Annotated in this window: 22 protein-coding genes; 11 read left to right on the forward strand and 11 right to left on the reverse strand. The window is 66.6% G+C overall.

Translation table 11 applies throughout. The features are described 5' to 3' along the window. Positions 1-68 precede the first annotated feature (68 nt). From CFE50_RS00480 to garD, 7 genes are all read left to right on the forward strand, one after another. Complete coding sequence (locus tag CFE50_RS00480) at positions 69-1,010, forward strand: LysR family transcriptional regulator (RefSeq protein ID WP_039976008.1); 942 nt, start codon at positions 69-71, stop codon at positions 1,008-1,010. A gap of 118 nt (positions 1,011-1,128) precedes the next feature. Continuing rightward, entirely contained in the window at positions 1,129-1,299 is a 171-nt protein-coding gene (locus CFE50_RS00485; RefSeq protein ID WP_007161427.1) for a hypothetical protein, read from the forward strand. Between the two features lie 120 nt (positions 1,300-1,419). Then, positions 1,420-3,231, forward strand: coding sequence for an aminopeptidase P family protein (locus CFE50_RS00490; protein ID WP_286729524.1), 1,812 nt, complete (start codon positions 1,420-1,422; stop codon positions 3,229-3,231). Next, positions 3,228-4,268: a threonine aldolase family protein gene (locus CFE50_RS00495; RefSeq protein ID WP_278440157.1), complete on the forward strand. Its 1,041-nt coding sequence runs from the start codon at positions 3,228-3,230 to the stop codon at positions 4,266-4,268. Before CFE50_RS00490 ends, CFE50_RS00495 begins: the two co-directional genes overlap by 4 nt. A 477-nt stretch (positions 4,269-4,745) precedes the next feature. Further along, complete coding sequence (locus CFE50_RS00500; RefSeq protein WP_241808262.1) at positions 4,746-5,783, forward strand: LacI family DNA-binding transcriptional regulator; 1,038 nt, start codon at positions 4,746-4,748, stop codon at positions 5,781-5,783. A 166-nt stretch (positions 5,784-5,949) separates the two neighbouring features. Then, positions 5,950-7,308 (forward strand): MFS transporter, encoded by a 1,359-nt coding sequence (locus CFE50_RS00505; protein WP_007161423.1) that lies wholly within the window; start codon positions 5,950-5,952, stop codon positions 7,306-7,308. Between the two features lie 21 nt (positions 7,309-7,329). Further along, positions 7,330-8,886: a galactarate dehydratase gene (garD, locus tag CFE50_RS00510; protein WP_286729530.1), complete on the forward strand. Its 1,557-nt coding sequence runs from the start codon at positions 7,330-7,332 to the stop codon at positions 8,884-8,886. Between the two features lie 82 nt (positions 8,887-8,968). Here the strand turns inward: garD and CFE50_RS00515 are convergent, their stop codons facing one another. The 4 genes from CFE50_RS00515 to rph form a co-directional block, all read right to left on the reverse strand. Beyond that, positions 8,969-10,873 carry an acyltransferase family protein gene (locus tag CFE50_RS00515; protein ID WP_286729532.1) on the reverse strand — a complete coding sequence of 635 codons (1,905 nt, stop codon included), beginning with the start codon at positions 10,871-10,873 and terminating at the stop codon, positions 8,969-8,971. 48 nt (positions 10,874-10,921) lie between these two features. Beyond that, on the reverse strand, positions 10,922-12,220 hold the full coding sequence (locus CFE50_RS00520; RefSeq protein ID WP_286729535.1) for an O-antigen ligase family protein: 1,299 nt from the start codon (positions 12,218-12,220) through the stop codon (positions 10,922-10,924). A 306-nt stretch (positions 12,221-12,526) separates the two neighbouring features. After that, a complete protein-coding gene (locus tag CFE50_RS00525) occupies positions 12,527-12,889 on the reverse strand; it encodes a DUF4870 domain-containing protein (protein ID WP_241808258.1) in 363 nt (120 codons plus the stop codon). A 12-nt stretch (positions 12,890-12,901) separates the two neighbouring features. Further along, the gene (rph, locus tag CFE50_RS00530; protein ID WP_058791176.1) at positions 12,902-13,624 is read right to left on the reverse strand and encodes a ribonuclease PH; all 723 of its coding nucleotides are present in this window, start codon (positions 13,622-13,624) and stop codon (positions 12,902-12,904) included. A 172-nt stretch (positions 13,625-13,796) separates the two neighbouring features. Between rph and CFE50_RS00535 the strand changes: the two genes are divergently transcribed. From CFE50_RS00535 to CFE50_RS00550, 4 genes are all read left to right on the forward strand, one after another. Beyond that, a complete protein-coding gene (locus tag CFE50_RS00535; protein ID WP_286729541.1) occupies positions 13,797-14,657 on the forward strand; it encodes a YicC/YloC family endoribonuclease in 861 nt (286 codons plus the stop codon). 10 nt (positions 14,658-14,667) lie between these two features. Beyond that, positions 14,668-15,288 (forward strand): guanylate kinase, encoded by a 621-nt coding sequence (gmk, locus tag CFE50_RS00540; RefSeq protein WP_007161416.1) that lies wholly within the window; start codon positions 14,668-14,670, stop codon positions 15,286-15,288. 609 nt (positions 15,289-15,897) lie between these two features. Then, positions 15,898-16,386, forward strand: coding sequence for a hypothetical protein (locus CFE50_RS00545; protein WP_241808255.1), 489 nt, complete (start codon positions 15,898-15,900; stop codon positions 16,384-16,386). A 12-nt stretch (positions 16,387-16,398) separates the two neighbouring features. Beyond that, a complete protein-coding gene (locus CFE50_RS00550; RefSeq protein ID WP_241808254.1) occupies positions 16,399-17,004 on the forward strand; it encodes a hypothetical protein in 606 nt (201 codons plus the stop codon). Positions 17,005-17,050: 46 nt separating this feature from the next. On the opposite strand, the gene CFE50_RS00555 is transcribed toward CFE50_RS00550, so the two are convergent. From CFE50_RS00555 to CFE50_RS00585, 7 genes are all read right to left on the reverse strand, one after another. Continuing rightward, entirely contained in the window at positions 17,051-18,544 is a 1,494-nt protein-coding gene (locus tag CFE50_RS00555; protein ID WP_241808253.1) for an aldehyde dehydrogenase, read from the reverse strand. A 103-nt stretch (positions 18,545-18,647) separates the two neighbouring features. Beyond that, positions 18,648-19,259, reverse strand: coding sequence for a hypothetical protein (locus tag CFE50_RS00560; RefSeq protein ID WP_241808252.1), 612 nt, complete (start codon positions 19,257-19,259; stop codon positions 18,648-18,650). An 80-nt stretch (positions 19,260-19,339) separates the two neighbouring features. Beyond that, on the reverse strand, positions 19,340-20,710 hold the full coding sequence (pelG, locus tag CFE50_RS00565; RefSeq protein ID WP_027598138.1) for an exopolysaccharide Pel transporter PelG: 1,371 nt from the start codon (positions 20,708-20,710) through the stop codon (positions 19,340-19,342). Position 20,711: 1 nt separating this feature from the next. After that, on the reverse strand, positions 20,712-22,232 hold the full coding sequence (gene pelF / locus CFE50_RS00570; RefSeq protein ID WP_286729548.1) for a GT4 family glycosyltransferase PelF: 1,521 nt from the start codon (positions 22,230-22,232) through the stop codon (positions 20,712-20,714). Further along, positions 22,229-23,218, reverse strand: a complete 990-nt coding sequence (locus CFE50_RS00575) for a tetratricopeptide repeat protein (protein ID WP_241808250.1) — start codon at positions 23,216-23,218, stop codon at positions 22,229-22,231. The genes pelF and CFE50_RS00575 overlap by 4 nt, the downstream gene beginning before the upstream one ends. Next, positions 23,196-24,569 (reverse strand): PelD GGDEF domain-containing protein, encoded by a 1,374-nt coding sequence (locus CFE50_RS00580; RefSeq protein ID WP_068384629.1) that lies wholly within the window; start codon positions 24,567-24,569, stop codon positions 23,196-23,198. The genes CFE50_RS00575 and CFE50_RS00580 overlap by 23 nt, the downstream gene beginning before the upstream one ends. Then, a complete protein-coding gene (locus CFE50_RS00585; protein WP_017639355.1) occupies positions 24,569-25,084 on the reverse strand; it encodes a hypothetical protein in 516 nt (171 codons plus the stop codon). The genes CFE50_RS00580 and CFE50_RS00585 overlap by 1 nt, the downstream gene beginning before the upstream one ends.

Below are 25,084 nucleotides of genomic sequence, written 5' to 3' on the forward strand. Positions count from 1 at the left end.
ACTATCGGGCGTCCGACTTTTTCAATAAAGTGACGACTTGACGAAACTCCATTGCGAAAAAGGCAATAATGGATATTTTCCAAGGCATGCGCATCTTCGTCCGGGTGGTGGATCTGGGCAGTCTCACGGCTGCTGCCCACACCCTCGACCTGTCCACCGCCCAGGTGTCGCGCCTGCTGGCGGAACTGGAAAGCCATCTGCAGACCCGCCTGCTGCACCGCACCACCCGGCGGCTGGCGCTGACCGAGGCGGGCGAGCGCTATCTCGAACGCTGCCGGCGCATCCTGCAGGACGTCGGCGAGGCCGAAGCCGAGGCCAGCGGCGCCCATCTCAAGCCCCATGGTCATCTGCGCCTGCATTCCATGACCGGTCTGGGTACCCAGTTGCTGGCACCGCTGGTGTCGCGCTTCTGCGCGCGCTATCCCCATGTCGAGATCGTCATGAATCTCTCGCAGAACCATCCGGCGCTGCTGGAGGATGGGCACGACATCGCCATCACCCTGGACACCGAACTGGCCGACTCGGACTTCGTCGCCCAACGTCTCGGTGGCGTCTACAGCGTGGTCTGCGCGGCGCCCAGCTACCTGGCGCAACGCCCGGCACCCAAGGTGCCGGCCGATCTCGCCGAGCACGACTGTCTGCGCCTGCTGGATCCGAATTTCTCCGAACGCTGGGTCTTCGCCGGCGAAGACGGCGAGCAGCAGGTGGCGCCGCGCTACGTCTTCCAGGTCAATGTCGCCGAAGCCCTGGCCAGCGTGGCCCGCCAGGGCATGGGCATCTGCCTACTGCCCAGCTACATCGCGGTCAACTACCTGCGCGATGGCAGCCTGGTGCGCCTGCTGCCCAACTTCCGCCTGCGCGAACGCAACATCCATGCGCTCTATCCCTCGCGGCGCTTTCTCGACGCCAAGATCAAGACCTGGATCGACTTCCTCAAGGAAGAGTTGCCCGAACGGCTGCAGCTGGAGAATCGGGTGCTCGAGGACCAGCGCTACTGGGCCAAGGACTAGGCCAGGGCTTGTTGCAATCCTTGCAACAGTCATTTAATTAGCATGCTATTTATTAGGTGGCGTTCTTTTCCTAGAATGGTCCTGTACCCCGATGAACACGACCTTTGAGGAGTTCGCCATGAAACGTTCTCTGTCCGCCCTGTTGCTGACCCTTGCCGCCCTGACCGCCACCCAGTTCGCCGCTGCCGACGACAATCCCAGCCTGAGATACAAGCTGGTCGATCAGAATCATGCCGCCATGCAGCACTACGGCGATCAGGCCGCTCCCGCCGCCGACGCGCGTCGCTGAGCCGCTCCGCTTTCGAAAGACCACCCCTCCTTGCTCCTTTGGTCTTTCTCCGCCGCACCCTTTGGGTGCGGCTTTTTTATATCTGCGGCACACTGAGCCCCTGACCTTGTCGAGGTGCTCATGACCGCCATTTCCGCTCAACGACTTGCCGACCTGCGCGCCTTCCTGGCCGAGCAGGGCGCCGATGCCTGCCTGATCCCCAGCGCCGATCCCCATCTGTCCGAATACCTGCCGGAGCACTGGCAGGGCCGTGCCTGGCTGTCCGGTTTCACCGGCTCCGCCGGGTTGCTGCTGGTGACCCGCGAGGCCGCCGGCGTCTGGACCGACAGCCGCTACTGGGAGCAGGCCACCCAGGAGCTGGCGGGCAGCGGCATCGACCTGATGAAGCAGGTCGCCAGCCAGCCCCAGGCCCACCTGCAGTGGCTGGCCGACCAGGTGCCCGCGGGCGGCACGGTACTGGTGGACGGCCAGGTGCTGTCGCTGGGTGCGGCAGCGGCCCTGCGCCGGGCGCTGGAGCCCAAGGGGATCCAGCTGCGGACCGATCTCGACCCGCTGGCGGCGATCTGGCGCGAGCGCCCCGCGCTGCCGGCGGCGCCGGTCTATGCCCATGCCGCCCCCCAGGCCCCCCAGCCGCGCAGCGCCAAGCTCGCCCAGGTGCGCGAGAAGCTGAAGGACGCCAAGGCCGACTGGCATTTCATCTCCTCGCTGGACGACATCGCCTGGCTGCTCAATCTGCGCGGCGCCGACGTGCCCTACAACCCGGTGTTCCTCGCCCATGTGCTGCTGGGTAGCGACAGCTGCCAGCTGTTCATCGACCCGGCCAAGGTGCCGGCCGAGATCCGCACGGCCCTGGTGGCCGACGGTGTGACCCTGGCCGACTACCACCAGGCCGCCGCCGAGCTGGCTCGGCTGCCGGCCGGCAGTCGCCTGCTGGTGGACCCGGCACGGGTCACCCTGGGGTTGGCCGAGGCCGCGCCCCAGGGTGTCGAGCGGCACGAACAGATCAATCCCTCGACCCTGCTCAAGGCCTGCAAGACCGCTGAAGAGGTGGCTCAGGTGCGCCTGGCCATGGAAGAGGATGGCGCCGCGCTGTGCGTCTTCTTCGCCCGCTTCGAAGCGGCCCTGGCCCGTGGCGAGCGCCTCACCGAGCTGACCGTGGACGACTGGCTGAGCGAGGCGCGTGCCGCCCGGCCCAACTTCGTCTCCCTGAGCTTCGCCACCATCGCCGGCTTCAACGCCGGTGGCGCCCTGCCGCACTACCGAGCGACCGAAGAGGCCCATGCCGAACTCCAGGGCGACGGCCTGCTGCTGATCGACAGTGGCGGCCAGTACCTGGGCGGCACCACCGACATCACCCGGGTGGTGCCCATCGGTACCCCCAGCGCCGCCCAGAAGCGCGATTTCACCCTGGTGCTCAAGGGCATGCTGGCGCTGTCGCGGGCGCGCTTTCCGGCCGGCGTCGCCGCGCCCATGCTCGACGCCCTGGCGCGCGAGCCGATCTGGGCCGCTGGCATCGACTACGGCCACGGCACCGGCCATGGCGTGGGCTACTTCCTCAATGTGCACGAGGGGCCGCAGTCGATTTCCTTCTATGCCACGGTCACCCCGCACCATGTCCTGCGCGAGGGCATGATCACCTCCAACGAACCGGGCATCTATCGCCCCGGCCAGTGGGGCGTACGGCTGGAGAACCTGCTCCTGTGCACCCGCGCGGAAACCACCGAATTCGGCGATTTCCTGGCCTTCGAGACCCTGACCCTCTGTCCGCTGGACACCCGCTGCCTGGATCTGGCGCTGCTGCGCAGCGACGAGCTGGACTGGCTGGATGGCTATCACGCCGAGGTCCGCCGCCGCGTGCTGCCGCTGGTCGAGGGCGCCGCGCGCGACTGGCTGCTGGCCCGCACCGAACCCGTCGTGAGGACTGCCCGATGAGCAGCAACGCCCAGCAATTCGCCAGTGACAACTATTCCGGCATCTGCCCGGAAGCCTGGGCCGCCATGGCCGCGGCCAACGTCGGCCACGAGACCGCCTACGGCAACGACACCTGGACGGCGCGCGCCGCCGATCGCTTTCGCCAGCTGTTCGAGACCGACTGCGAGGTGTTCTTCGCCTTCAACGGCACCGCGGCCAACTCCCTGGCCCTGGCGGCGCTGTGCCAGAGCTACCACAGCGTGATCTGCTCCGACACCGCTCACGTCGAGACCGACGAATGCGGCGCGCCGGAATTCTTTTCCAACGGCTCCAAGCTGCTGCTGGCGCCGGCGCACCAGGGCAAGCTGACCCCGGGCGCCATCCAGCAGATCGCCACCAAGCGCGCCGACATCCACTTTCCCAAGCCGCGGGCGGTGACCGTCACCCAGGCCACCGAGGTGGGCACCCTCTATGGCCTCAACGAATTGCAGGCCATCAGCGCGACCTGCCGCGACCTCGGCCTGCACCTGCACATGGACGGCTCGCGCTTTTCCAACGCCGTGGCCGGTCTGGGCTGCACCCCGGCCGAGGTGACCTGGAAGGCCGGCGTCGACGTGCTCTGCTTTGGCGGCACCAAGAGCGGCATGGCGGTGGGGGAGGCGATCCTCTTCTTCAACCGCGACCTGGCCGAGGACTTCGAATACCGCTGCAAGCAGGCCGGCCAGCTGGCCTCCAAGATGAGATTCCTCTCCGCGCCCTGGCTCGGTGTGCTGGAAAACGACACCTGGCTACGCCACGCCCGCCACGCCAACGCCATGGCCCAGCTGCTCGCCGAGCGGGTGCGCGGAGTGCCCGGTGTGGACTTCATGTTCCCGGTGGAAGCCAACTCGGTGTTCCTGCAGCTCTCCGAGCCGGCGCTGGAATTCCTGCGCGCTCGCGGCTGGCGCTTCTACACCTTCATCGGCAGCGGCGGCGCGCGTTTCATGTGCTCCTGGGATACCGAGGAGGCGCGCGTGCTGGAGCTGGCGGCGGACATTCGGATGGCGATGGGGGGGTAGGCTGTACGGCCATGATGGTCCGCCGCTGAAGCGCACCTGATTCTGTAGGAGCGGCCCATGGCCGCGATCAGGCCTGGCAGGGGACTATCACAGCCATGGCGGTGCGCCGATGGGACGGGCCCCGACAGTTGATCGCGCTTTGGCCAGGCCGGATGACGATGAACGCCTGCTCGGTTGACCCCCTCTCCCCCTGGGAGAGGGCTGGGGTGAGGGAGTCCCTCGCCACGCCGTTCCAGTGGAAAAGGCTACGCCGTTTTCCACGCTACTGCGGCCCGTAGGTTGGGTTGAGATGGCGCTACCGTCAAAGTCCAACAAGGGCGGCTCTCCGAGGTGATGTTGGGCTTCGCTGCGCGCAACCCAACCTACGCGGCTCGATGTGAAAAACGCTGCGCGGTTTTCCACGCTACGGTGTTCTCCGGGGACGCCATCCGCCCCAACCGTTACCATGGCCGATCTCTTCCTCGTCTCCAGCGATTCATGGCCAAGAAGTCCAGCAAAGCCCTCTCCACCGCGGTCATTTCCGCTGCCCCCACGCTCATCGACGTGGCGCGGGTCGCCGGGGTGTCGCCGATCACCGTCTCGCGGGCGCTGAATCGACCGGAGATCGTCAGCGAGGCGGCGCGGGAAAAGGTGCTGGCGGCGGTGCAGGCCACCGGCTACGTGCCCAATCTGCTGGCCGGCGGCCTGGCGTCCAATCGCAGTCGCCTGGTGGCGCTGTTCGTGCCGACCATCGTCCATTCCATCTTCGCCGAGACCGTGCAGGCGCTGATGGCGCGGCTGTCCCAGGCCGGCTACCAGACCCTGCTCGGCCTGACCGGCTACAGCGCCGAACAGGAAGAACAGCTGCTGGCCGCGGTGCTGGGGCGCAAGCCCGATGGCATCGTGCTGACCGGTACCCTGCACACCGCCGCCAGTCGCCAGCGCCTGGCCCAGGCTGGCATCCCGGTGGTGGAGTCCTGGGACCTGGGTGAAGATCCGCTGGACATGCAGGTGGGCTTTTCCCACGAAGCCGTGGGCCGGGCCCAGGCCGAGCATCTGCACGCCCGCGGCTATCGGCGCTTTGCCGTGGTCTCGGTGGACGACCCCCGCGCCCTGCGGCGCTGTCGCAGCCTGGTCGCGCGGCTGGCCGAGCTGGGCGTGGTGGAACCGCCGCTGGAGATCCTGCCGGCGCCGGCGCTGGTGGAGTCCGGTCGCGCGGGCCTGCGCCAGTTGCTGGCCCGTGACGAGGCCTTCGACGTGGTGGTCTGCAGCTCGGACACCGTCGCCCAGGGCGTCATGGCGGAAGCCGCCAGTCGTGGACTGCGCCTGCCCGAGGATCTGGCGGTACTGGGCTTCGGCAATCTCTCCAGCGCCGCCCAGATGCACCCGGCGCTGTCGTCGGTCAGCGTCGAAGGCGATCGCATGGGCACCCTGGCGGCAGAGGCATTGCTGCAGCGTTTCAACGAGGGTAACCAGGCCCCGAAAGCGGTGCGCATCGACACCGGTTTCCATATCATCGACCGCGCCACGACCTGACCGCCGGTTCTGATCTTGTTAGACGTCGTACTTGTATGGTTGCGCAATCATGGCTTAGTCTTGGGCAAACGGCAGGGCTGAGTCAGGTTGTCGCATCAGGATATGATTGCGCAATCATCCAGCGACTCGCACCTTCAATAAAAACAATCACGCAAGAGGGATCCCCATGGATGCCACAAGACCCACCCGGGTGCGCTACCTGATCCTGTTGATGCTGTTCGTGGTGACCACCATCAACTACGCCGACCGCGCCACCATCGCCATCGCCGGCTCCAGTCTGCAGAAAGACCTCGGCATCAGCGCCGTCACCCTCGGCTATATCTTCTCCGCTTTTGGTTGGGCCTACGTGGCCGGGCAGATTCCCGGCGGCTGGCTGCTGGATCGCTTCGGTTCGAAGAAGGTCTATGCCGGCAGCATCTTCTTCTGGTCGCTGTTCACCCTGCTGCAGGGGCTGGTCGGCGGTCTGCCGGTGGCCTGGGCGGTCACCACCCTGTTCATGCTGAGATTCCTGGTCGGCCTGGCCGAGGCGCCGTCCTTCCCGGGCAATGCGCGCATCGTCGCCGCCTGGTTTCCCACCGCCGAACGCGGCACCGCCTCGGCCATCTTCAACTCGGCGCAGTATTTCGCCACCGCGCTGTTCGCGCCGATCATGGGCGGTATCGTCTTCCACTTCGGCTGGGAGCACGTCTTCGTCATCATGGGCGCCCTAGGCATCCTCTTCTCCGGCGTCTGGCTGAAGTACATCCACAATCCCAAGGAACATCCGCGCATCAACGCCGCGGAGCTGGCGCACATCCGTGACAACGGCGGCCTGGTGGACATGGACAACGGCGCCCGCCAGCAGGGCGGCGGCCCCAAGTGGCACTACATCACCCAGCTGCTGACCAATCGCATGATGCTCGGCGTCTACCTGGGCCAGTACTGCATCAACGCCATCACCTACTTCTTCCTGACCTGGTTTCCGGTGTACCTGGTGCAGGAGCGCGGCATGACCATCCTCAAGGCCGGCTTCATCGCCTCGCTGCCGGCGATCTGCGGCTTCATCGGCGGGGTGCTCGGCGGGGTGATCTCCGACTACCTGCTGCGGCGCGGCCATTCCCTGACCTTCGCCCGCAAGCTGCCCATCGTCTGCGGCCTGCTGCTCTCCACCAGCATGATCTTCTGCAACTACGTCGACGCCGACTGGATGGTGGTGGGCTTCATGACCCTGGCCTTCTTTGGCAAGGGCATCGGCGCCCTCGGCTGGGCGGTGGTGGCGGACACCTCGCCCAAGCAGATCGCCGGGCTCTCCGGTGGCCTGTTCAACACCTTCGGCAACCTGGCCTCCATCACCACCCCCATCGTCATCGGCTATCTCATCGCCGCCACCGGCTCCTTCAAGTGGGCGCTGGTCTATGTCGGCGCCAATGCCCTGGTGGCGGTGTTCAGCTACCTGTTCATCGTCGGTCGCATCCAGCGCGTCGAGCTGCGTACCGCCGATGGCGAGATCCTGGGTGCGACCCAGCCTGACCCGGCCCGGGCCTGAGCCCCGGCAGAGGATAAGAACATGAACCTGATCGATCACCGTGATTCGCCGCGCTACATCAAGCTCCATCCCCAGGACAACGTCGGGGTGGTGGTCAACGAACCCGGCGTGGCCGCTGGCACCGCCTTCGCCGATGGCCTGACCACGGTCGAGGCCATTCCCCAGAGCCACAAGGTCTCCCTGGTGGACTTCAGGGAAGGTGCCGAGGTGGTGCGCTATGGCGAGGTCATCGGCTACGCCCTGCAGGACGTGCCCGCCGGCAGCTGGATCACCGAAGCCCTGCTGCGCATGCCGGAGCCGCCGGCGCTGGACAACCTGCCCAAGGCCACCGCGCCCGGCCAGGTCGGCGAACCCCTGGAGGGCTATACCTTCGAGGGCTTTCGCAATCCGGACGGCAGCGTCGGCACCCGCAACATCCTGGCGGTGACCACCACCGTGCAGTGCGTGGTGGGGGTGTTGGACCACTGTGTAGAGCGGGTGCGCAAGGAGATCCTGCCGCGCTACCCCAATGTCGACGACGTGGTGCCGCTGTCCCACAGCTACGGCTGCGGGGTGGCCATCAACGCCCCGGATGCGGTGATTCCCATCCGTACCCTGCACAACATCAGCCGCAACCCCAACTTCGGCGGCCAGGCGCTGGTCATCGGCCTCGGTTGCGAGAAGCTGCAGGCCAGCCAACTGATGCCCGGCGACGACCTCACCGCCGGGCAGAACGAAGAAGACTGGCTGTTCCGCCTGCAGGACTCGGCCAACGGCTTCGCCGGCATGGTCGAGCAGATCATGGGGCTGATCGAGGCGCGGCTGGAGGTGCTCGATCAGCGTCGTCGCGAGACGGTGCCGGCGTCCGAGTTGGTGGTGGGCATGCAGTGCGGCGGCAGCGACGCCTTCTCCGGCATCACCGCCAACCCAGCCCTGGGCGTGGCCGCCGACCTGCTGGTGCGGGCCGGCGCCACCGTGATGTTTTCCGAGAACACCGAGGTGCGCGACGGCATCCACCTGCTGACCCCGCGCGCCGCCACCCCGGAGGTGGCCGACGCCCTGATCCGCGAGATGGACTGGTACGACCGCTACCTGGAACGGGGCATGGCCGATCGCAGCGCCAATACCACCCCTGGCAACAAGAAGGGCGGGCTGAACAACATCGTCGAAAAGGCCATGGGGTCGATCGCCAAGTCGGGCACCAGCCCCATCGCCGGGGTCATCGCGCCCGGCGAGCGGATCCGCGGCAAGGGCCTGTACTTCGCCGCCACCCCGGCCAGCGACTTCATCTGCGGCACCCTGCAACTGGCCGCGGGCATGAACCTGCACATCTTCACCACCGGCCGCGGCACCCCCTATGGACTGTCCATGGTGCCGGTGATCAAGGTCTCGACCCGCACCCAGCTGGCCGAGCGCTGGCCGGACCTGATCGACATCGATGCCGGTCGGGTGGTGAGCGGGCGGCTGTCGCTGGAGGAGATGGGCTGGGAGATCTTCCAGTGCTATCTGGACGTGGCCAGCGGTCGCCGCCAGACCTGGGCCGAGCGCCATCGCCTGCACAACGACCTGGCGCTGTTCAATCCGGCGCCGGTGACCTGATCCACGCGGCAATAAAAAAGGCCGACCCCGATGGGGTCGGCCTTTTTTCATGGAGTCAGGAAGCTGGCGTGAGGTCGGCGCCCTAGCGCTGGGCGGTGGCCGTCGTCAGTTGCAGACTGGGCAGCAGGTAATGGCCGACGATGAACAGCGAGCCCTTGTCGCTCAGGTGACCATCGTCGATCTGCAGCAGGGTCCGGCCATCCGCGGCCCGTACCCGGCAGGCATCCTCGACGCAAAGGCGCTGTACCAGGGAGATGTACTCCAGTCCTGCCGGGAGCCTGGCCTGGCGCATGGCCTGGTCGGTGGCGAGGACGTGGCGATCCAGGGCGGAGTCGGCGATGTGGTCATCGGTGCTGCCCCAGTGGCGGATGGCGATGACGCTGGGCAGCGACGGACTCCACTGGGGGACGGGGCCGAGCAGCACGATGCGCTTGACGCCATAGCTGTGCAGACGCTCGGTGATGGCGTTCCAGTCGGTCTTTTCGTGGTCGGCCTTCTGCGCCATGACCACCACCTCCGGACGCAGGCGCTGAATGCCTTCCAGGGCGGTGCGATTGGAGTAGTTGCAGGTCACTCGCGTCTCGGTTTGCCGACCCATGTCGTCGGTGAGGCGCGGCTTGCAGCTCGCCGAGGCCACCTGGTAGTAGGGCAGGCCGGCCGGCAGCAGGCTGCGCAAGCCGAAGGACAGGGCCTGGGCATGGGAATCGCCCCAGACGAAGAGACCGCCCTTGCCCTGGCCGTGGGTGCAGCTGGGGTCGATGGCGTCCTGGTGGCGTTGGGTAAAGGCCGAATAGGCGTCGCACTTGAGCCAGTAGAGGTCGTGGAGATTCTTCTGGCGATCCAGGTATTCCTGCACGAATTGCGCGCGGTCCGACTGGCTGATGCTGCGCAGCGGCGTGATGGCACCGTCGGTGGCGTTCACCGCGCCCGCACTGAGGAACAGGGTGGCGAGCAGGCCGGTGCCGGTGGCCAGTGCCGCACCGCTCTGGCCCTTGCGGCGCGAGGCACGGGTCTCCACCAGGGTGTAGGAAGCCCAACCCAGGGCGAAGGAGGCGGCGATGCCCAGCAGCAGGTGCGGCGTCTTGTCGAGCAGGCCGGCATAGCTCATGAACACCACCACCGGCCAGTGCCAGAGGTAGAGCGAGTAGGAGAGGGTACCGGTCCACTGGGAGAAGCCGTTGCTGGTGACCAGCGAATCCTGGCGGGCGGCCAGGATGATGGCGGCGGTGCCCAGCACCGGGATCAGCGCCAGATAGCCCGGCCAGACATCGCCTTCGGCGAGCGTCAGGAAACCTACCGCCAGGGCGATCAACCCGGCGCCTTCCAGCAGGCGGCGCGACCGGGCGGCGAGTTGCAGCGGGAAGAGGTAGGCAACGCCGCCCACCATCAGCTCCCAGGCACGGGTCGGCAGCAGATAGAAGGCCGCTTCCGGCCAGAGCAGGGAGGCGGTGACGGCAAAGGCGAAGCCGGCCGCGGTGGCGAGCAGGATCAGCACCCGCAGGGTCTTGAGTGACACCAGCTTGGACAGCAACACCAGGATCAGCGGATAGATCAGGTAGAACTGCCACTCCACCGACAGCGACCAGGTGTGCAGCAGCCATTTCTCATGGGCCGCGGCGGTGAAGTAGCCGGCTTCCTTCCAGTAGACCAGGTTAGAAACGAAACCCAGGCTGCTCGCCACATGCTTGCCCAGTTCGCCATAGGCGTTGGGCAGCAGGAAGAACCAGCCGGCGATCAGCAGCACGGCGCAGAGTACCGCCAGCGCCGGCACGATGCGGCGGACGCGGGACAGGTAGAAGGCGGACAGGCGGAAGCGCTGCTGTTCGAGGGCGCGAAAGATGATCCCGGTGATCAGGAAGCCGGAGATGACGAAGAAGACGTCGACCCCGGCGAAACCGCCCGGTAGCCAGTCGGCATTGAAGTGGAAGAGGACGACGGCGATCACGGCGATCGCGCGCAGCCCATTGATGTCTTTCCTGAAGTCCATGAGCGGCATCCGGGCAGCAAGGGGAAGGCGAGAGAAGGGGGCGTCGGGCTAGGCGTGGGGAGCCAGGGTTTCCGGTGCCGGGCGGACCAGGTGCAGGCCGGGGTCGGTCTTGGGCTTGAGCAGCAGATAGCCCAGGGTGATGCCGATGAACAGGTTGGCCACGCCGATCTCGAAGAGGTCGGTGGTCCAGCCGATCAGGCAGAGGCAGAAGGCGATGGCCAGCAGCGTGTGGCTTTCACGATCACGGCTCAGGTGCAGGCGAATGAACAGCGGCAGTTGCAGGCAGTAGAGGGCGATGCCGACCACGCCGAACACGCACCACAGATAGACCACGCTGCTGTCGCAGTTGACCATCAGCTCCACGCCCGGCACCGGGAAGGCGGCCATGGTGCTGCCGAACATGCCGAAGCCGGCGCCGGTCAGGGTCCAGCCGGGTTCGCTCATGACCTCGACCACGTTGGGCCAGGTGTTGACCAGGCGGTCGTAGAAGGAGGCCAGACCACTGTCGCTGGTGACCACATGGGGATCGAAGTCGCGGATCAGGCTCAGGATCGGCAGCAGCAGGCCGCCGACCACACCGAGCAGCAACAGCAGGTAGGTGGACCACTGGAAGCGCCGGCCCAGCATCAGCACCAGGGTGAAGGCGAAGGCCGCAGCCGGAGCCTTGCTGGTGGTCAGCAGGATGCCGAACAGGCCGGTCAGGGCCATCAGCAGCCAGAGCGTGTAGGAGCGTGCGAAATAGGAGAGATAGAGGCAGTAGACGGCGATCAGCGCGGCCAGGACGTTGGACACGCGGGCGAAACCGGCGATGCGGTCGGCCTCGCCGGCCATCCAGTTGGTGTTACCGGCGATGTCGTTGCCACCCAGGGTGTAGCTGTAGCCCTTCCAGGGGACGGAGGTGTACTTGTCCAGCAGGATGCCGATGAGCGAGGCGATCAGCAGACCCAGCACCACCCGGCCGAGCAGGCGTCGCTGCTCCAGCAGCTCGCGGCCGCAGAGCAGGCCGAACAGCAGCGGGCTGTAGACGAACAGCGAGAAGAAGACGTTGTTGATGCTGGCGCCATGCAGCAGCGCCAGGGCCGCATAGGCCGGGATGCTGAGCAGGGCCACCCAGAGGATGCGCGGCAGCTTGGCGGTGGCCAGTTGCAGGGCGAAGAGCGCCAGGCAGGCGATCTTGGGCAGGTAGATCAGCGCCGAGGCGCCGGCCATGTCGAGGTAGTAGCGCAGGGCGCCGGAAAAGGTCTCGACGAACAGCAGCGAGATGGCGGTCCAGACCGCGAGGGTCGAATAGCGCCAGGACAAAGCCTGCTGGAACGCCGATTGCGGGGGGGCGACTACGGCCGACATGATCATCATCCCTGGGTTGATGCCGAGGCAGCGGGCCATGGGCGGCCGCTGCGCTGACGTGAAAGGCGCGCAAGCGATAACCAGCGCGAGGGCTCGCCACCTTGGCGTTGTCCCTGGGCTGGATGAGGTCTGCAAGTGAAAGGCAGGCACGCTACCGCCCATGGCGGTCAGGAACGGCCACGGGCGACAGGTGGAAAAAGGTACGACGCGGGGATGATAGCGGAGGGCTTCCGGCGCCTGTCAAACGACGCCGGGCCGACCGGAAATCCTCAACGCGGATATCAGAAGCAGGCCACAAAAAGCCCGCTACTTCACCATCCGCCAGGTCAGGGGATAGCGGTAATCGCGACCCTGGTTGGCCTTGATGCCGGCGATCACCGTCAGCACGAAGGCCACGCAGGCCACCAGCAGCATCAGCGGAAAGCCGATCAGCACCCATACCAGCAGCCAGCAGATCATGTGCAGCAGGGTGACGGTGAGCTGGAAGTTCAGCGCCTCCTTGCCCTGGCGGTCGATAAAGGGGTCGTCCTCGCGTTTGAACTGCCAGACCACCAGCGGACCTATGACGTTACCGATGAAGGGCACCACGAAGCCCAGGAAGGCGGCGTAGTGGCAGAGCATGGCCCAGCGCCGGGCTTCGACGCTGGGGGCGGGGACGAGATCGTGCATGAGCGGGCTTCCTTACTCGCCGCGCAGGGCGGCTTGCTGAATCTCGAACAGGTCGCGCAGGCCACCCTGGGCCAGTTCGAGCATGGCGTTGAGTTCGGCCGGCTGGAAGGGCGCGCCTTCGGCGGTGCCCTGCACTTCGATGAAGCCACCGGCGTCGGTCATGATCACGTTGAGATCGGTCTCGGCGGCGGAGTCTTCCAGGTAATCCAGGTCCAGCACCGGGGTGCCCTGGTAGATGCCCACGGAGATGGCGGCCACCATCTGCTTGAGCGGATTGCCCTTGAGGTTGCCGCGGCGCTTGAGCGCGCCCAGGGCATCGACCAGGGCCACGCAGGCACCGGTCACCGAGGCGGTGCGGGTACCGCCGTCGGCCTGGATCACGTCGCAGTCGATATAGATGGTGTTCTCGCCCAGCTTGGACAGGTCGACGGCGGCGCGCAGCGAACGACCGATCAGCCGCTGGATCTCCAGGGTCCGACCGCCCTGCTTGCCCTTGGCGGCTTCCCGCTGGTTCCGCTCGCCGGTCGCGCGCGGCAGCATGCCGTACTCGGCGGTGAGCCAGCCCTGGCCCTTGCCCTTGAGAAAGCGCGGCACCCCGGCCTCGACGCTGGCGGTGCAGATCACCTTGGTATCGCCGAATTCCACCAGGACCGAACCCTCGGCGTGCTTGGTGTACTGACGGGTGATGCGGATGGGGCGCAGCTGATCGGCGGCGCGGCCACTGGGACGCTTCATTGCGGGCTTCCTGTAAGGCGTAGATATCAGGTCCATAGTATAGGGAGCGTCCGGCTCATGCGACACGGATGCATTGGGTCGCTCCGATCAGGTGCGCTAGAATCGTGCGTTTTACATGCGTGGTCGCCTGGGATCGCCCCAGATCCACGCATCGTCAGACGAGGATCCTGCCATGGTGCACAGCATGACGGCGTTCGCCCGGGTCGAGCGGCCGGGGCCCCAGGGCACCCTGAGCTGGGAGTTGCGCTCGGTCAATCACCGCTACCTGGAACCCCACCTGCGGCTGCCGGAGACCTTTCGCGATCTGGAGTCCGGCGTGCGCGAAGCGCTGCGCCGGCGCCTGTCGCGGGGCAAGCTGGAGTGCGTGCTGCGCGAGGAGCGCGACGAGAGCGTGGCCCTGCGCGTCGATGCCCGCCGCGCCGCGCAGCTGGTGGCCGCCGCCGAAGACGTCGCCGCGCTGATCGCGCGCCCGGCCAAGCTCGATCCCCTGGCCGTGCTGGCCTGGCCCGGGGTGCTGGCGGGCGCCGAGGTGGATGGCGCCGAACTCAAGGCCCAGACCCTGGCGCTGTTCGAGGCGGCGCTGGATGAATTGCTCGACGGCCGGCAGCGCGAGGGCCGCGAACTGGCGCGCCTGATCGAGGAACGCCTGGACCAGGTGCTGGCGGAGGTGGCGACCCTGCGCGCGCTGCTGCCCGACCTGCTGGCCCTGCAGCGGCGGCGTATCCTCGAGCGCTGCGCCGAGGCGGGGGTCGAGTTCGAACCGGCGCGGCTGGAGCAGGAACTGGTGCTGCTGGCGCAGAAGAGCGACGTGGCCGAGGAACTGGATCGTCTGGAGACCCATGTGGCCGAGGTGCGGCGGGTCCTGGCGGGCAGCGGCGCGGCCGGCCGGCGGCTGGATTTCCTCATGCAGGAACTCAATCGCGAGGCCAATACCCTGGGTTCCAAGGCCATCGACGCCCGGGCCTCCCAGGCGGCCATCAATCTCAAGGTGCTCATCGAACAGATGCGTGAGCAAGTGCAGAACATCGAATAGGCGGACCTTCATGACAGCCCTTCCCGGCACCCTTTACATCGTTTCCGCGCCTTCCGGCGCCGGCAAGACCAGCCTGGTCAAGGCCCTGCTGGATGCCCTGCCCGACATCCGCGTGTCGGTCTCCCACACCACCCGCGCCATGCGCCCGGGTGAAGCCGACGGGGTGAACTACCACTTCGTCGATTGCGCGACCTTTACCAACCTGCTCGAGCACGGCGACTTCCTCGAGCACGCCGAGGTGTTCGGCAACTACTACGGTACCTCCCAGGCGGCCCTGGAGCGCACCCTCGCCGAAGGCCACGACCTGATCCTGGAAATCGACTGGCAGGGCGCCCAGCAGGTGCGCCGCAAGCTGCCCCATGCCCAGTCGATCTTCATCCTGCCGCCGAGCCAGGCCGCCCTGCGCCAGCGTCTGGACAATCGCGGCCAGGACAGCGCCGAGATCATTGAGCGCCGCATGCGCGAGGCGGTCAGCGAGATGAGTCACTATGTCGAGTACGACTACCTGATCATCAACGACGACTTCGCCAGCGCCCTGGAAGACCTCAAGTCGATCTTCCGCACCCGCCAGCTGCGCCTGGATCGTCAGCAGCGCCGCCACGACGATCTGCTGGTGGATCTGCTGGGCTGACCGCTATCCACGACCCGCGCCGTCGGCGCGGGTCCGGCCACTTCTTTTGGGTCTCCCGCTCGACTCGCTGAGCAATGGGCAACGCCCGCCAGCTTCCTTGAAATATTTTGTTACATTTATTTTGAGCGATCGTTCAGCTGCTATGCGGCTGTCGAGGTTTTGGCGATCGTCTTATTTATCAGATCTTTCGTTAAGTAGAACGACCGCTATTTGACGATCATTGGCTTTTCGGAAAGAAGAAGTCATCTCTTATATGCTTATTAAAGAGCAACTTCAAAACAGCTAGCGAGTTGCCCGGCAGCTTGTCTGAGTCGCCTGCGTAATAGTTACTATTTGTTGAAAAAAACTCTGGCTAGTCTTACCAAGGACGGCGAGCGCAGTGGCCTGTCCGTGGTGGATGGATACTGCGTTATTCCCGTCATCTTTGCTGGATGGTAATTGGTCGTTTGAGCTCCGACAGTAGAACCTTTATCGGAATGCATTCCGATAAAGGGCTCGTTGCTGCCTGCTTATCCTGCCAAATCCGCGTGGTTGAAGGCTTCGCGGATGCGTTCGGCACTGTGCATAGGACTTTCTGTTTCTGTAGTTGCCGTGACAGGAGAGTTTGACATGAAGTTGAAACCTATAGCTGTACTGCTGTTATCGACCCTGCTGGGTACCACTGCCCAGGCTGCGGAGTCCTTGAGTAATCAGCCTTACTTGCGACTCAAGGTGGTGGGTAATACGGGCTTCGTTCTTAATAGATTGAAGACAGCCGATACCCGGATCGTCAACGCCGGCGAATATGACTATCTGGTGATCGGACCCAACGTTCGGATTGATAGAAACGTCAAGAAGGAAATCAACGATACCCTGAGTCAGGGTGGACGCGTGATCTTCGATAACCTGCCCGGTCAGCACATCGCCAGCGAAAACGCCGCACTGGCGCTGGGCATGACCATCGACGCCGATGCCCTGATGGTGCGTAAGCCCGATAACGCGACAGGGCTGCTGCTGACGCCCGTCGATCGCCCTGCCGACAGCCTGTCCGCGAGCCAGACGCAGAGTGCCAAGCAGCACCCGCAGAGCAACACCATCGAAAATGTCTTTGGACTTTGAGGGACTGAAGTCATGAACAGCCTTGTGAAATCCACGCTCGGTGGGGCGCTCAGCTTCGTGCTGTCGACCGGTCTGGTGCAGGCCGGCGAATGCTTCACCAATCACAGCGAACCCGCCATTCTCGGCAATGGTTCCCGCGCCTTCGCCACCCAGCAGGCGCGCAATACCTGGCAGGACTGGATCTGGCGCGGACCGGTGTTCCTCTGCTCGAGTACCGGCACCATCGACTGCACCTACGCCTGGGGCGAAACCAAGACCTCCAGTTACGGCTGGTCAGTGGGGGTCAAGATCAACCCGGAAAAGCTGCCCTTCGTCGGCAAATACCTGAGCATCCTCGGCGTAGATGGCAGCTACAAGCAGGATCGCTCGATCAGTACGAACTTCACCTGGAGCGTTCGCGTGCAGCCGGGCTATCGGGTGCAACCGGTTCAGGTGGTGGAGCGACGGTGGAAGAGTGGTAAGTTCCGCGGCGCCTGGGTTCAGAACGGCGATTGCTCAACCGGTGTCGGCAATCGGCCCGGGCCGCACTGGTACGAGTGGGACTCCAGACGCGTGATCAGCAGCTGGAGCGGCAATCTCGAGGTGGGCAAGTTCGCCACCTACCACGTCTACCGCTAACCCCGCCAGCCACCAGCCGGGTCATGACGACCCGGCTGGTCAGGGATCAGAGCTTGATCCAGGTCGCCTTGAGCTCGGTGTACTTGTCGAAGGCGTGCAGCGACTTGTCGCGACCGTTGCCGGACTGCTTGAAGCCGCCGAAGGGCGCGGTCATGTCGCCGCCGTCGTACTGGTTGACCCAGACGCTGCCGGCGCGCAGCGCACGGGCGGTCTTGTGGGCCTTGGAGATGTCGCGCGTCCAGACCGCGGCGGCCAGGCCGTATTGGGTGTCGTTGGCGATCTGCACGGCTTCCTCGGCGGTGTCGAAGGTGATCACCGAGAGCACCGGGCCGAAGATCTCTTCGCGGGCGATCTTCATGGCGTTGCTCACGCCGTCAAAGATGGTCGGCTCGACATAGACGCCGCCGGTTTCTTCCAGGGTGCGCTTGCCACCGGCCACCAGGGTGGCGCCTTCGGCATGGCCGGCCTCGATGTAGCGCAGCACGGTGTCCAGCTGGGTGGTGTCCACCAGGGCGCCGACGTTGGTCTCGGGGTCCAGCGCATGGCCGGGCTTCCAGCCCTTGAGGGCCTCGATCACCAGCGGCAGGAATTCTTCCTTGATGGAACGCTCCACCAGCAGGCGCGAACCGGCGGTGCAGACCTCGCCCTGGTTGAAGGCGATGCCGCTGGCGGCGGCCGCGGCGGCGTCCTTGAGGTCGGGGGCGTCGGCGAAGACGATGTTGGGGCTCTTGCCGCCGGCTTCCAGCCAGACGCGCTTCATGTTGGATTCGCCAGAATAGGCCAGCAGCTGCTTGGCGACCCGGGTGGAGCCGGTGAAGACGATGGTGTCGACGTCCGCGTGCAGGCCCAGGGCCTTGCCGACCTCATGGCCGTAACCCGGCAGCACGTTGAACACCCCGGCCGGGATGCCCGCTTGCTGGGCCAGCTGGGCGACGCGGATGGCGGTCAGCGGCGACTTCTCCGAGGGCTTGAGCACCACCGAGTTGCCGGTGGCCAGCGCCGGGCCGAGTTTCCAGCAGGCCATCATCAACGGAAAATTCCAGGGCACCACGGCGGCGACCACGCCGACCGGCTCGCGGGTCACCAGGCCCAGCTGGTCATGGGGCGTGGGGGCGACCTCGTCGTAGAGCTTGTCGATGGCCTCGGCGCTCCAGCGGATGGCATTGGCCGAGCCGGGTACGTCGATCGTGAAGGCGTCAGCGATGGGCTTGCCCATGTCCAGGGTTTCCAGCAGCGCCAGTTCTTCGGCGTTGGCCAGCAGCAGGTCGGCGAAGCGGATCAGCACGCGCTTGCGCTGGGCCGGCGCCAGGTGCGCCCAGGTGCCCTTCTGGAAGGCGGCGCGGGCAGCGGCTACGGCCAGGTCGGCATCGGCGGCGTCACAGCGGGCGACCTTGGCGAGGAAACGTCCGTCCACCGGACTCAGGCAGTCGAAGGTGGCGCCGGCGGTGGCGTCGACATAGGCGCCGTCGATGAAGGCGCGACCTTCCAGGGTGAGACCTTGGAAGCGCTGCTCCCACTCGGCGCGGCTGGGCAAGCTCATGGGTGACTCCTCGCTAATGGCGGTGAGCAGCCACCCTAAACCGGCCCGGAAGGGTTATCAATATATTTGACAGTCGGCCGCCAAAGGCGCCGAAACGTGCGTTTTATCGAACGCTGCGCTGGCGTTGCCGACTCAGGGTCAGGGCCGGGCGGGCCGTGGTCAGGGTGCCACGCCGTTGCCGCGGCTGGAAGCACTGCTGGGTGAGCGGCGCCTCGACGCTGGCGTCCAGGTCGTCGAGCCAGCCATCGACGGCGTCTTCCAGGGCGGCGACGGTGAGTTGCCCCAGCACCTGGTGGGCGATGAGATTGCCCAGGCTGGGCGTGGCCGGTTCGCTGGCGGCGCCCCACCAGGCGGCGAGGCGTGCCTGGAGGCCTTCGAGCAGGCGATGGAGGCGATAGGCGGCCGCGAGCAGCGCCAGGCTGGCGGAGGGTGCCTGGGCCAGCGCCGCCGGGGCGAAGCCGGCCAGAGCGCGTTCCAGCACCCCGGTCAGGGGCGCCTCGAAGGCCACCGCCCGCGCCTGCAGCAGCAGGGCTTCCAGGGCATCGGGCACCTTGTCGACATAGGCGCTGGCGAAGCGCTCCAGGGCCGGGCCGCGGGTGGCGTCGGCGCTGGCGGTACGCGCCGCCTGGTCGGCAAAGGTGCGGCTGGCCTCGCCACTGTCCCGAGCGCGCACCTGGGTGGTCTGGATCACGAGGCGCAAGGCGGCGGTATTCATGGCAGGGTCCTGCAGGGATGAGCTGTGTTGGACGCCTCCAGAGGGAGCGGGTCACACCGTTCGTCCGGTGCCGGCGGCCTTCAGTGCCGGAGCATGAAGGTGTCGTATTCCAGGTCGTCCAGCACCCGGTCCAGGCGGTGCAGACCCAGCAGCACGCAACAGGCCAGGGAGACGGTGAAGCCGTAGCCGAAGAAGCTCGGACCCAGCTCGATGCTGAGCAGGGTCAGCGCCAGGTTGAGGCCGAGAAACAGGGTGCAGAGCATCAGCACGGTGTCGCGCCGGTCCAGGTAGAAGAAGACGTTGAGCAGCGCCATGAACACCACTTGGATGCTGACCCCCACCACGTCGATGTAGAACAGCGGCAGGTAGTAGTGCGACATGCCCAGCCAGGCCAAGAGCTGCGGCGCCAGGAGGAACACCAGCACCAGGGTCAGGCCCTGGACCTTGCAGATCTCCAGCAGGCCCTGGCGGATGGCCAGGATCATCTGCTCCTTGAGCTGGCTGATGTGCTGCAGGGTCTCGCCGCCGCGCACGGCGTTGAACACCCGCTCGTACCACTCGGCGAAGTCGGTCTCGATGCGCACCAGGAACACCGCCATGCCGGGGATGATGGCCAGGTAGGCGAGAAAGATCGGCAGGTCGTAGAGGATGGAGGCGCGCAACGGACCGATGACGGCATCGGAGGTCAGCGGATTGAACCAGAAGACGAATTTGTCGACCCAGATGCCCAGGTTGTAGAACAGCCCGGTGACCAGCAGGCTGATGAAGATCTGCTTGCGGTCGAGGAAGTCGAAGGCCACCAGGCGGTCGGCCGGGTATTCGCGGATGATGTCGTAGAGAAACATGAACAGCAGCGCGGCGTGGCCCAGCAGCAGCGCCATCAGCAGGCCGTCCATGCCGAGGAAGCGCAGCACGAAGGCGGCGGCGATCATGATGGCGTAGCCCAGCGTCATCACCACCAGGATGCGGTTGTAGGCCTTCATCCCCGACAGGAAGATGATCACCAGCCAGAGATCGCAGAGGGTGACGAAGTTGGCCAGCACCAGCAGACGGTAGGCGAAGGGCTGGTCGAACAGGGTGGCCAGCAGCAGAAAGCCCAGGCCGCCGGCGACCAGCGTGACCAGGAGCAGGATGCCCACCAGATTGGGCAGGATGCTGGTCTGTTTCTCCTCGAACAGCCGGTCCGAGACGAAGCGGGTGAAATACAGCTGCAGGCCGCCGGTGAGGATCAGCGAGCTGGCCATGAGGTAGGTCACCGTGACCAGGAACTGGCGGATCAGCACGCTGGGGGTGACGATGCCGGTGGCCAGCACGCCGATCAGCATGACGCTGATGATCGACAGCACCCAGGGGCCGGAACTGATCAGGCCGGCGTAGACATAGGCGCGCAGGGTGGCGGTGTAGGAGTCGCGTGCGAGGATCTTGCGCAGTTCGAAGCCGATGCCGGCCATGTCAGACGACCCTCCCGATGGCGTCCTGGTAGAGCTCGCGATAGCGTTCCAGCATCAGCGGCTCGGTGTAGTAGCGATTGACCCGGGCGAGGCCGGTGCGCTGCGCGGCCTGCCAGCGGCCGGGATTGCGCAGTAGGGCGAGGATGGCGCGGGCGGTGGCCTGGGGATCGGCGATGGCGACCACGCTGCCGCCGGTGCCCAGGGCGCGGTCCTCGGGGATGGAACCCTCGATCAGCTCGCGGCAGGAGCCCACGTCGCTGCTCACCACCGGCACCCCGGCGGCCCAGCCTTCGAGGATCACCAGCGGTTGGGCCTCGCTGATGGAGGTCAGCACCATGAGGCCGAGCTTGGGCAGGATGTCGCCGATCTTCTGGAAGCCGAGGAATTTCACCTTGCCCTCCAGGCCCAGGCTGGTGACCAGGCTGTGGCATTCGGCGGCGTATTCCTCGTCTTCGTCTTCCGGGCCGACCACCCAGGCCTCGGCCTCGGGCATGGCGCTGATCACCCCGCGCATGGCGCGGATGAAGGTCTTGACGTCCTTGATCGGCACCACCCGGCCGAGCAGCCCGACCACCGGCGGCACCCCTTCCGGGCGGCGCTCCAGGGCGTCCTGCCACTGGGTGAGGCTGATGCCGTTGGGGATCACCCGGCAGCGCGCGGGATCGGCGCCGTCCTGGATCTGCCGGCGGCGGTTGCCGTCATAGAGCGAGATGATCGGATCGGCGGCCTTGTAGGTGAGCAGGCCGATGCGCTCGAAGAAGCGGATCCACAGCCGGCGGATGTAGCTGACGTCCACGTCCAGCCCGGTGCGCAGGGCCTCGTCGGGGCCTTCGGCGATCCACTTGGCCTGGGCCAGGTCGATCTTGCGTTCCTTGGTGTAGATGCCGTGCTCGCTGAGCAGGAAGTTGCAGCCCCAGCGCCGCTGCAGGATGGCGCCGAGCATGCCGGCGTAACCGGTGGAGATGGAGTGGATCATCCGCGGACGCGGCAGGCGGCGCGCGGCCTCGGCCAGCATCAGCAAGGGCGCCTGCATGGCGCGCAGGGTCCAGAGGTAGTCGACGAAGGAGGGATCGGTGCAATAGCGCTCGTAGCCCTCGGTGATGGCCTCCCAGCTGGCGCGGCTGTACATGAAGTCGTCCAGGGTCACGCTGCCCTGGGCGAAGGCGTCCACCAGGGCATCGCCCTGGGCGGCGCTGGGTTCGTCGGGGTGGTGCAGAAAGGCGTGCAGATCGCGCAGCAACTGCACCGGCGCCTGGCGCCGCGGACTGATGGGCGCCGCCTTGGGCACCCAGGAGCCGGCGAGGAAATGCTCCTCGATATGCACCACGTTGGGCGGGATGGCGTAGTGGCGCTTCTCGTAGTTCTCGCGCTGACCGCCGATGAAGAACACCGAGAAGGTCAGCTCCGGCAGGCCGAGGATCAACTGGTTGACCCAGCTCGACACCCCACCGCGCACATAGGGCCAGGTGCCCTCCAGGAGCAGGCAGACATCGGGGGTGACGGTCGCGGGGGCGTCTTTCATAACCAGTACTTCACCAGGGCGGCGAACGGCGGCCGCTTCTTCAGATCCGCCGGCAGGCTGTCGAGCAGCGCCGGGATGACCGCGTAATCGCGGCGTAGAAAGGCGATCTCGGCGCGGAAGGGCGCCAGCTGGGCCAGGGGCACGCCCGCCGCTTCAGCGTCCTGGAAGAATTCCAGGGCGCGCTCGGGCTCGCCCTGTTCCAGGGCGATGCGCCCGGCGAGGATGCGCAGTTCTTCGTTTTCTTCCCCGGCCAGGGCCAGTTCGATGTGTTCCCGGGCTTGGCCGAGCACGTGGCGCAGGACGCTGCCCTGGGCCAGGCCCAGGTAGGCCAGTTCCCAGTAGCCGCGGGCCAGGGTGCCGTGCAGCGCCGGCTGGCGCTCGGCGGGAGTGCTGGCCAGTTCGCCGAGCTGGGTCTCGATGCGCTGGTTGATCTGGCTTTCCTGCTGGTCGAGCATCGAATAGGCGAGCAGCCGCACGTCGTCGGCCGGATCGCGCAGGGCCAGCTTGAGGATGGGGATGGCGTCGCGCCCCGGCATGCGGCGGGTGGCGAAGAGCGCGGTCAGGCGCTTGTCGGGGCTGGGCGCATGGCGCAGGACGTCCTGCAGGCCGCCGTCGCTGAACAGCATCTCCTCGCGCCGCTCCAGCGGGCGGAACGGCAGGTTGGGCACGCTGCGCGCCTCCCAGGCGATCTCGCGCTGCTTGCGCGGCAGATAGAGCGCCGGAAACACCGCGGCGATCACCCCGGCCGCGCCCAGCAGCGGAATGAAGAAGGCCAGGGCAAAGAGAAACAGCGGACTCCAGGGCAGCGGCCGCTGGTAGCGCCGGGGCAGCAGCAGCCAGGCGCCGCCTGCCAGCAGGGCGCTGCCGGCGGCATGGGCGGCGGCGAAGGCCAGGGCTGCCGCCGCCACCGGCAGGTTGGCGAACAGCAGCGCCCAGCTGCTGGCCTCGAAGGCGAAGGCGCCGCTAAACAGCCACTTGCTGTTCATGCAGGCCACACTCGTTGAACAGGAAGACGCGCAACTCCTGGGCGCGGGTCTTGGGCAGCAGCTCGTGCTCGTGGCTGCGCACGCCCAGGCTTTCCAGGGTGCTGTCCTGGCCATGGCGCTCGGCCAGCAGCTGGCGCAGCCGGCGGCGATAGCCTTCCAGGCCGTCGGAAGAGGTCAGCGGCAGCAGGACCAGCAGGCAGGGGTGACCGGCCTGATTGGTCAGGCGCAGTTGCAGGTCGAGACCGCGGCGACTGCCTTCCAGCAGCGCCAGGGCACGTTCGCCACCGTCGGCCTCGGTCATCTCGAAGCAGAACAGGCAGGCGGGCAGGGCGTGCTGCTGGGCGTCGCGCAGCGAGCGCTTGAGGTGCTGGGAGAATTGCTGGGCGTCGTCGTCGGCCAGGGCCAGCGCCTGGGGATCGCTGCCCAGCAGGTCGGCGATGTGGCCGGCGAGGATGGTCAGCAGATTGAGGGTGCGTTCGTTGAAGGAAAAGAACGGCATCTGCTCGATGGCCAGCACCGCCAGCAGCCGTTCCTCGGTATCCAGCAGCGGGACGCAGGCCTGCAGCGCCGAATGCTGGGTCTCGCCGCGCTCCAGCAGCGCCTGGCGGATGCTCAGGGTCTCGCCGCGCTCCAGCGTCAGACGCACCAGCAGGTCGTCGGGATCGATGCCGGGCATCTCGCCCTGGCTGGCGAGGGCGCGACGATCCACCCGGCCATTGCCGTCGACCCGGTACAGCCCCGCCACCCGCAGCGAACCGTACTGGGTCAGCAGCCCGACGATGGGTTCGGCCAGGGCCTGCAGCGCATCCTGTTCGCGCGGCACCTCGCGCAGCTGGCGCCGCAGGTCCAGCAGGGAGCTGCGCAGGCTGAGGTCGTTGCCGGCGACGCGCTGTTCCAGGCGATCGTGGGAGATGCGCAGCAGGTGGTGGGCACGGGTGAATTCGTCCAGGCGCAGCTGGCGATAGTCGTTGGCCAGGTCCAGGCGTTCCAGGCGCCGATCCCAGAGATCGCGGAATTCGCCCACCAGCATGGCGCTGAGCAGCACGCCGACGATAAAGGACGGCGGGATCTCCTCGTAGGCCGGATAGCCCTGGCGATGCAGATAGAGCAGCGCCACCACCAAGAGGCTGGCACTCACCAGGCCGCGCATGAAGCCGTAGCGCACGCCCATGAGGATGGGCGCGAACACCACCCAGGGAAAGGCCAGGCCGACCATCAAGGGATCTTCCGGCACCAGCCAGAAACCCAGCCCCAGGGCGGCCGCCGTGACCAGCAGGGTTTCCAACCAGGACAGGCGGCCACTGGCGCGGGGCGCCAGGGTGTAGTCCTTGTGGACGGATTGCAGGGCCATCAGCGCAGCTGCAGCTCTTGCGCGGTGCCGCGCAGGACCTTTTGCGCGGTGGCGGCCAGGCTCTCGCGCGACCAGCCCGAGCGGGCGCCGCTGTTGCTCCAGACCACCCGACCGCTGGCCGGCTCGACGACCTGCAGGGTCACGCCCACCGCCGGTTCGCCGTCCAGGCCGTTCTTGTACTGCCACTCGTCGACGCTGCCGGTGAGCACGTATTGCAGATTCTGCTGCCGCGCCCAGTCCAGGGCCGCGCGCTGGCGGGCCTTCTCGTCGTCGGTGGGATTGCCACCCTGGCTGTCGTCGTAGACCTGCGGGCGGATGCCGCGCTCGCCGAGCACGCTGACCAGGATCTGCGCCGCGCGATCGCCAGCCATGGGCGCCTGGGCATAGTTGGCCAGGGGCACCAGGCCCCAGCGGGCATCCTTGGGCAGGGCCTCGCCGCTGGGTCGGGTAAAGCTCGAGCAGCCGGCCAGCAGCACGGTGGCGACACTGGCGACGAGCAGACGCGTGATGTTCAT

The organism is Pseudomonas sp. PGPPP4, from assembly GCF_002256045.1.
Classification (GTDB): domain Bacteria; phylum Pseudomonadota; class Gammaproteobacteria; order Pseudomonadales; family Pseudomonadaceae; genus Chryseomonas; species Chryseomonas oryzihabitans.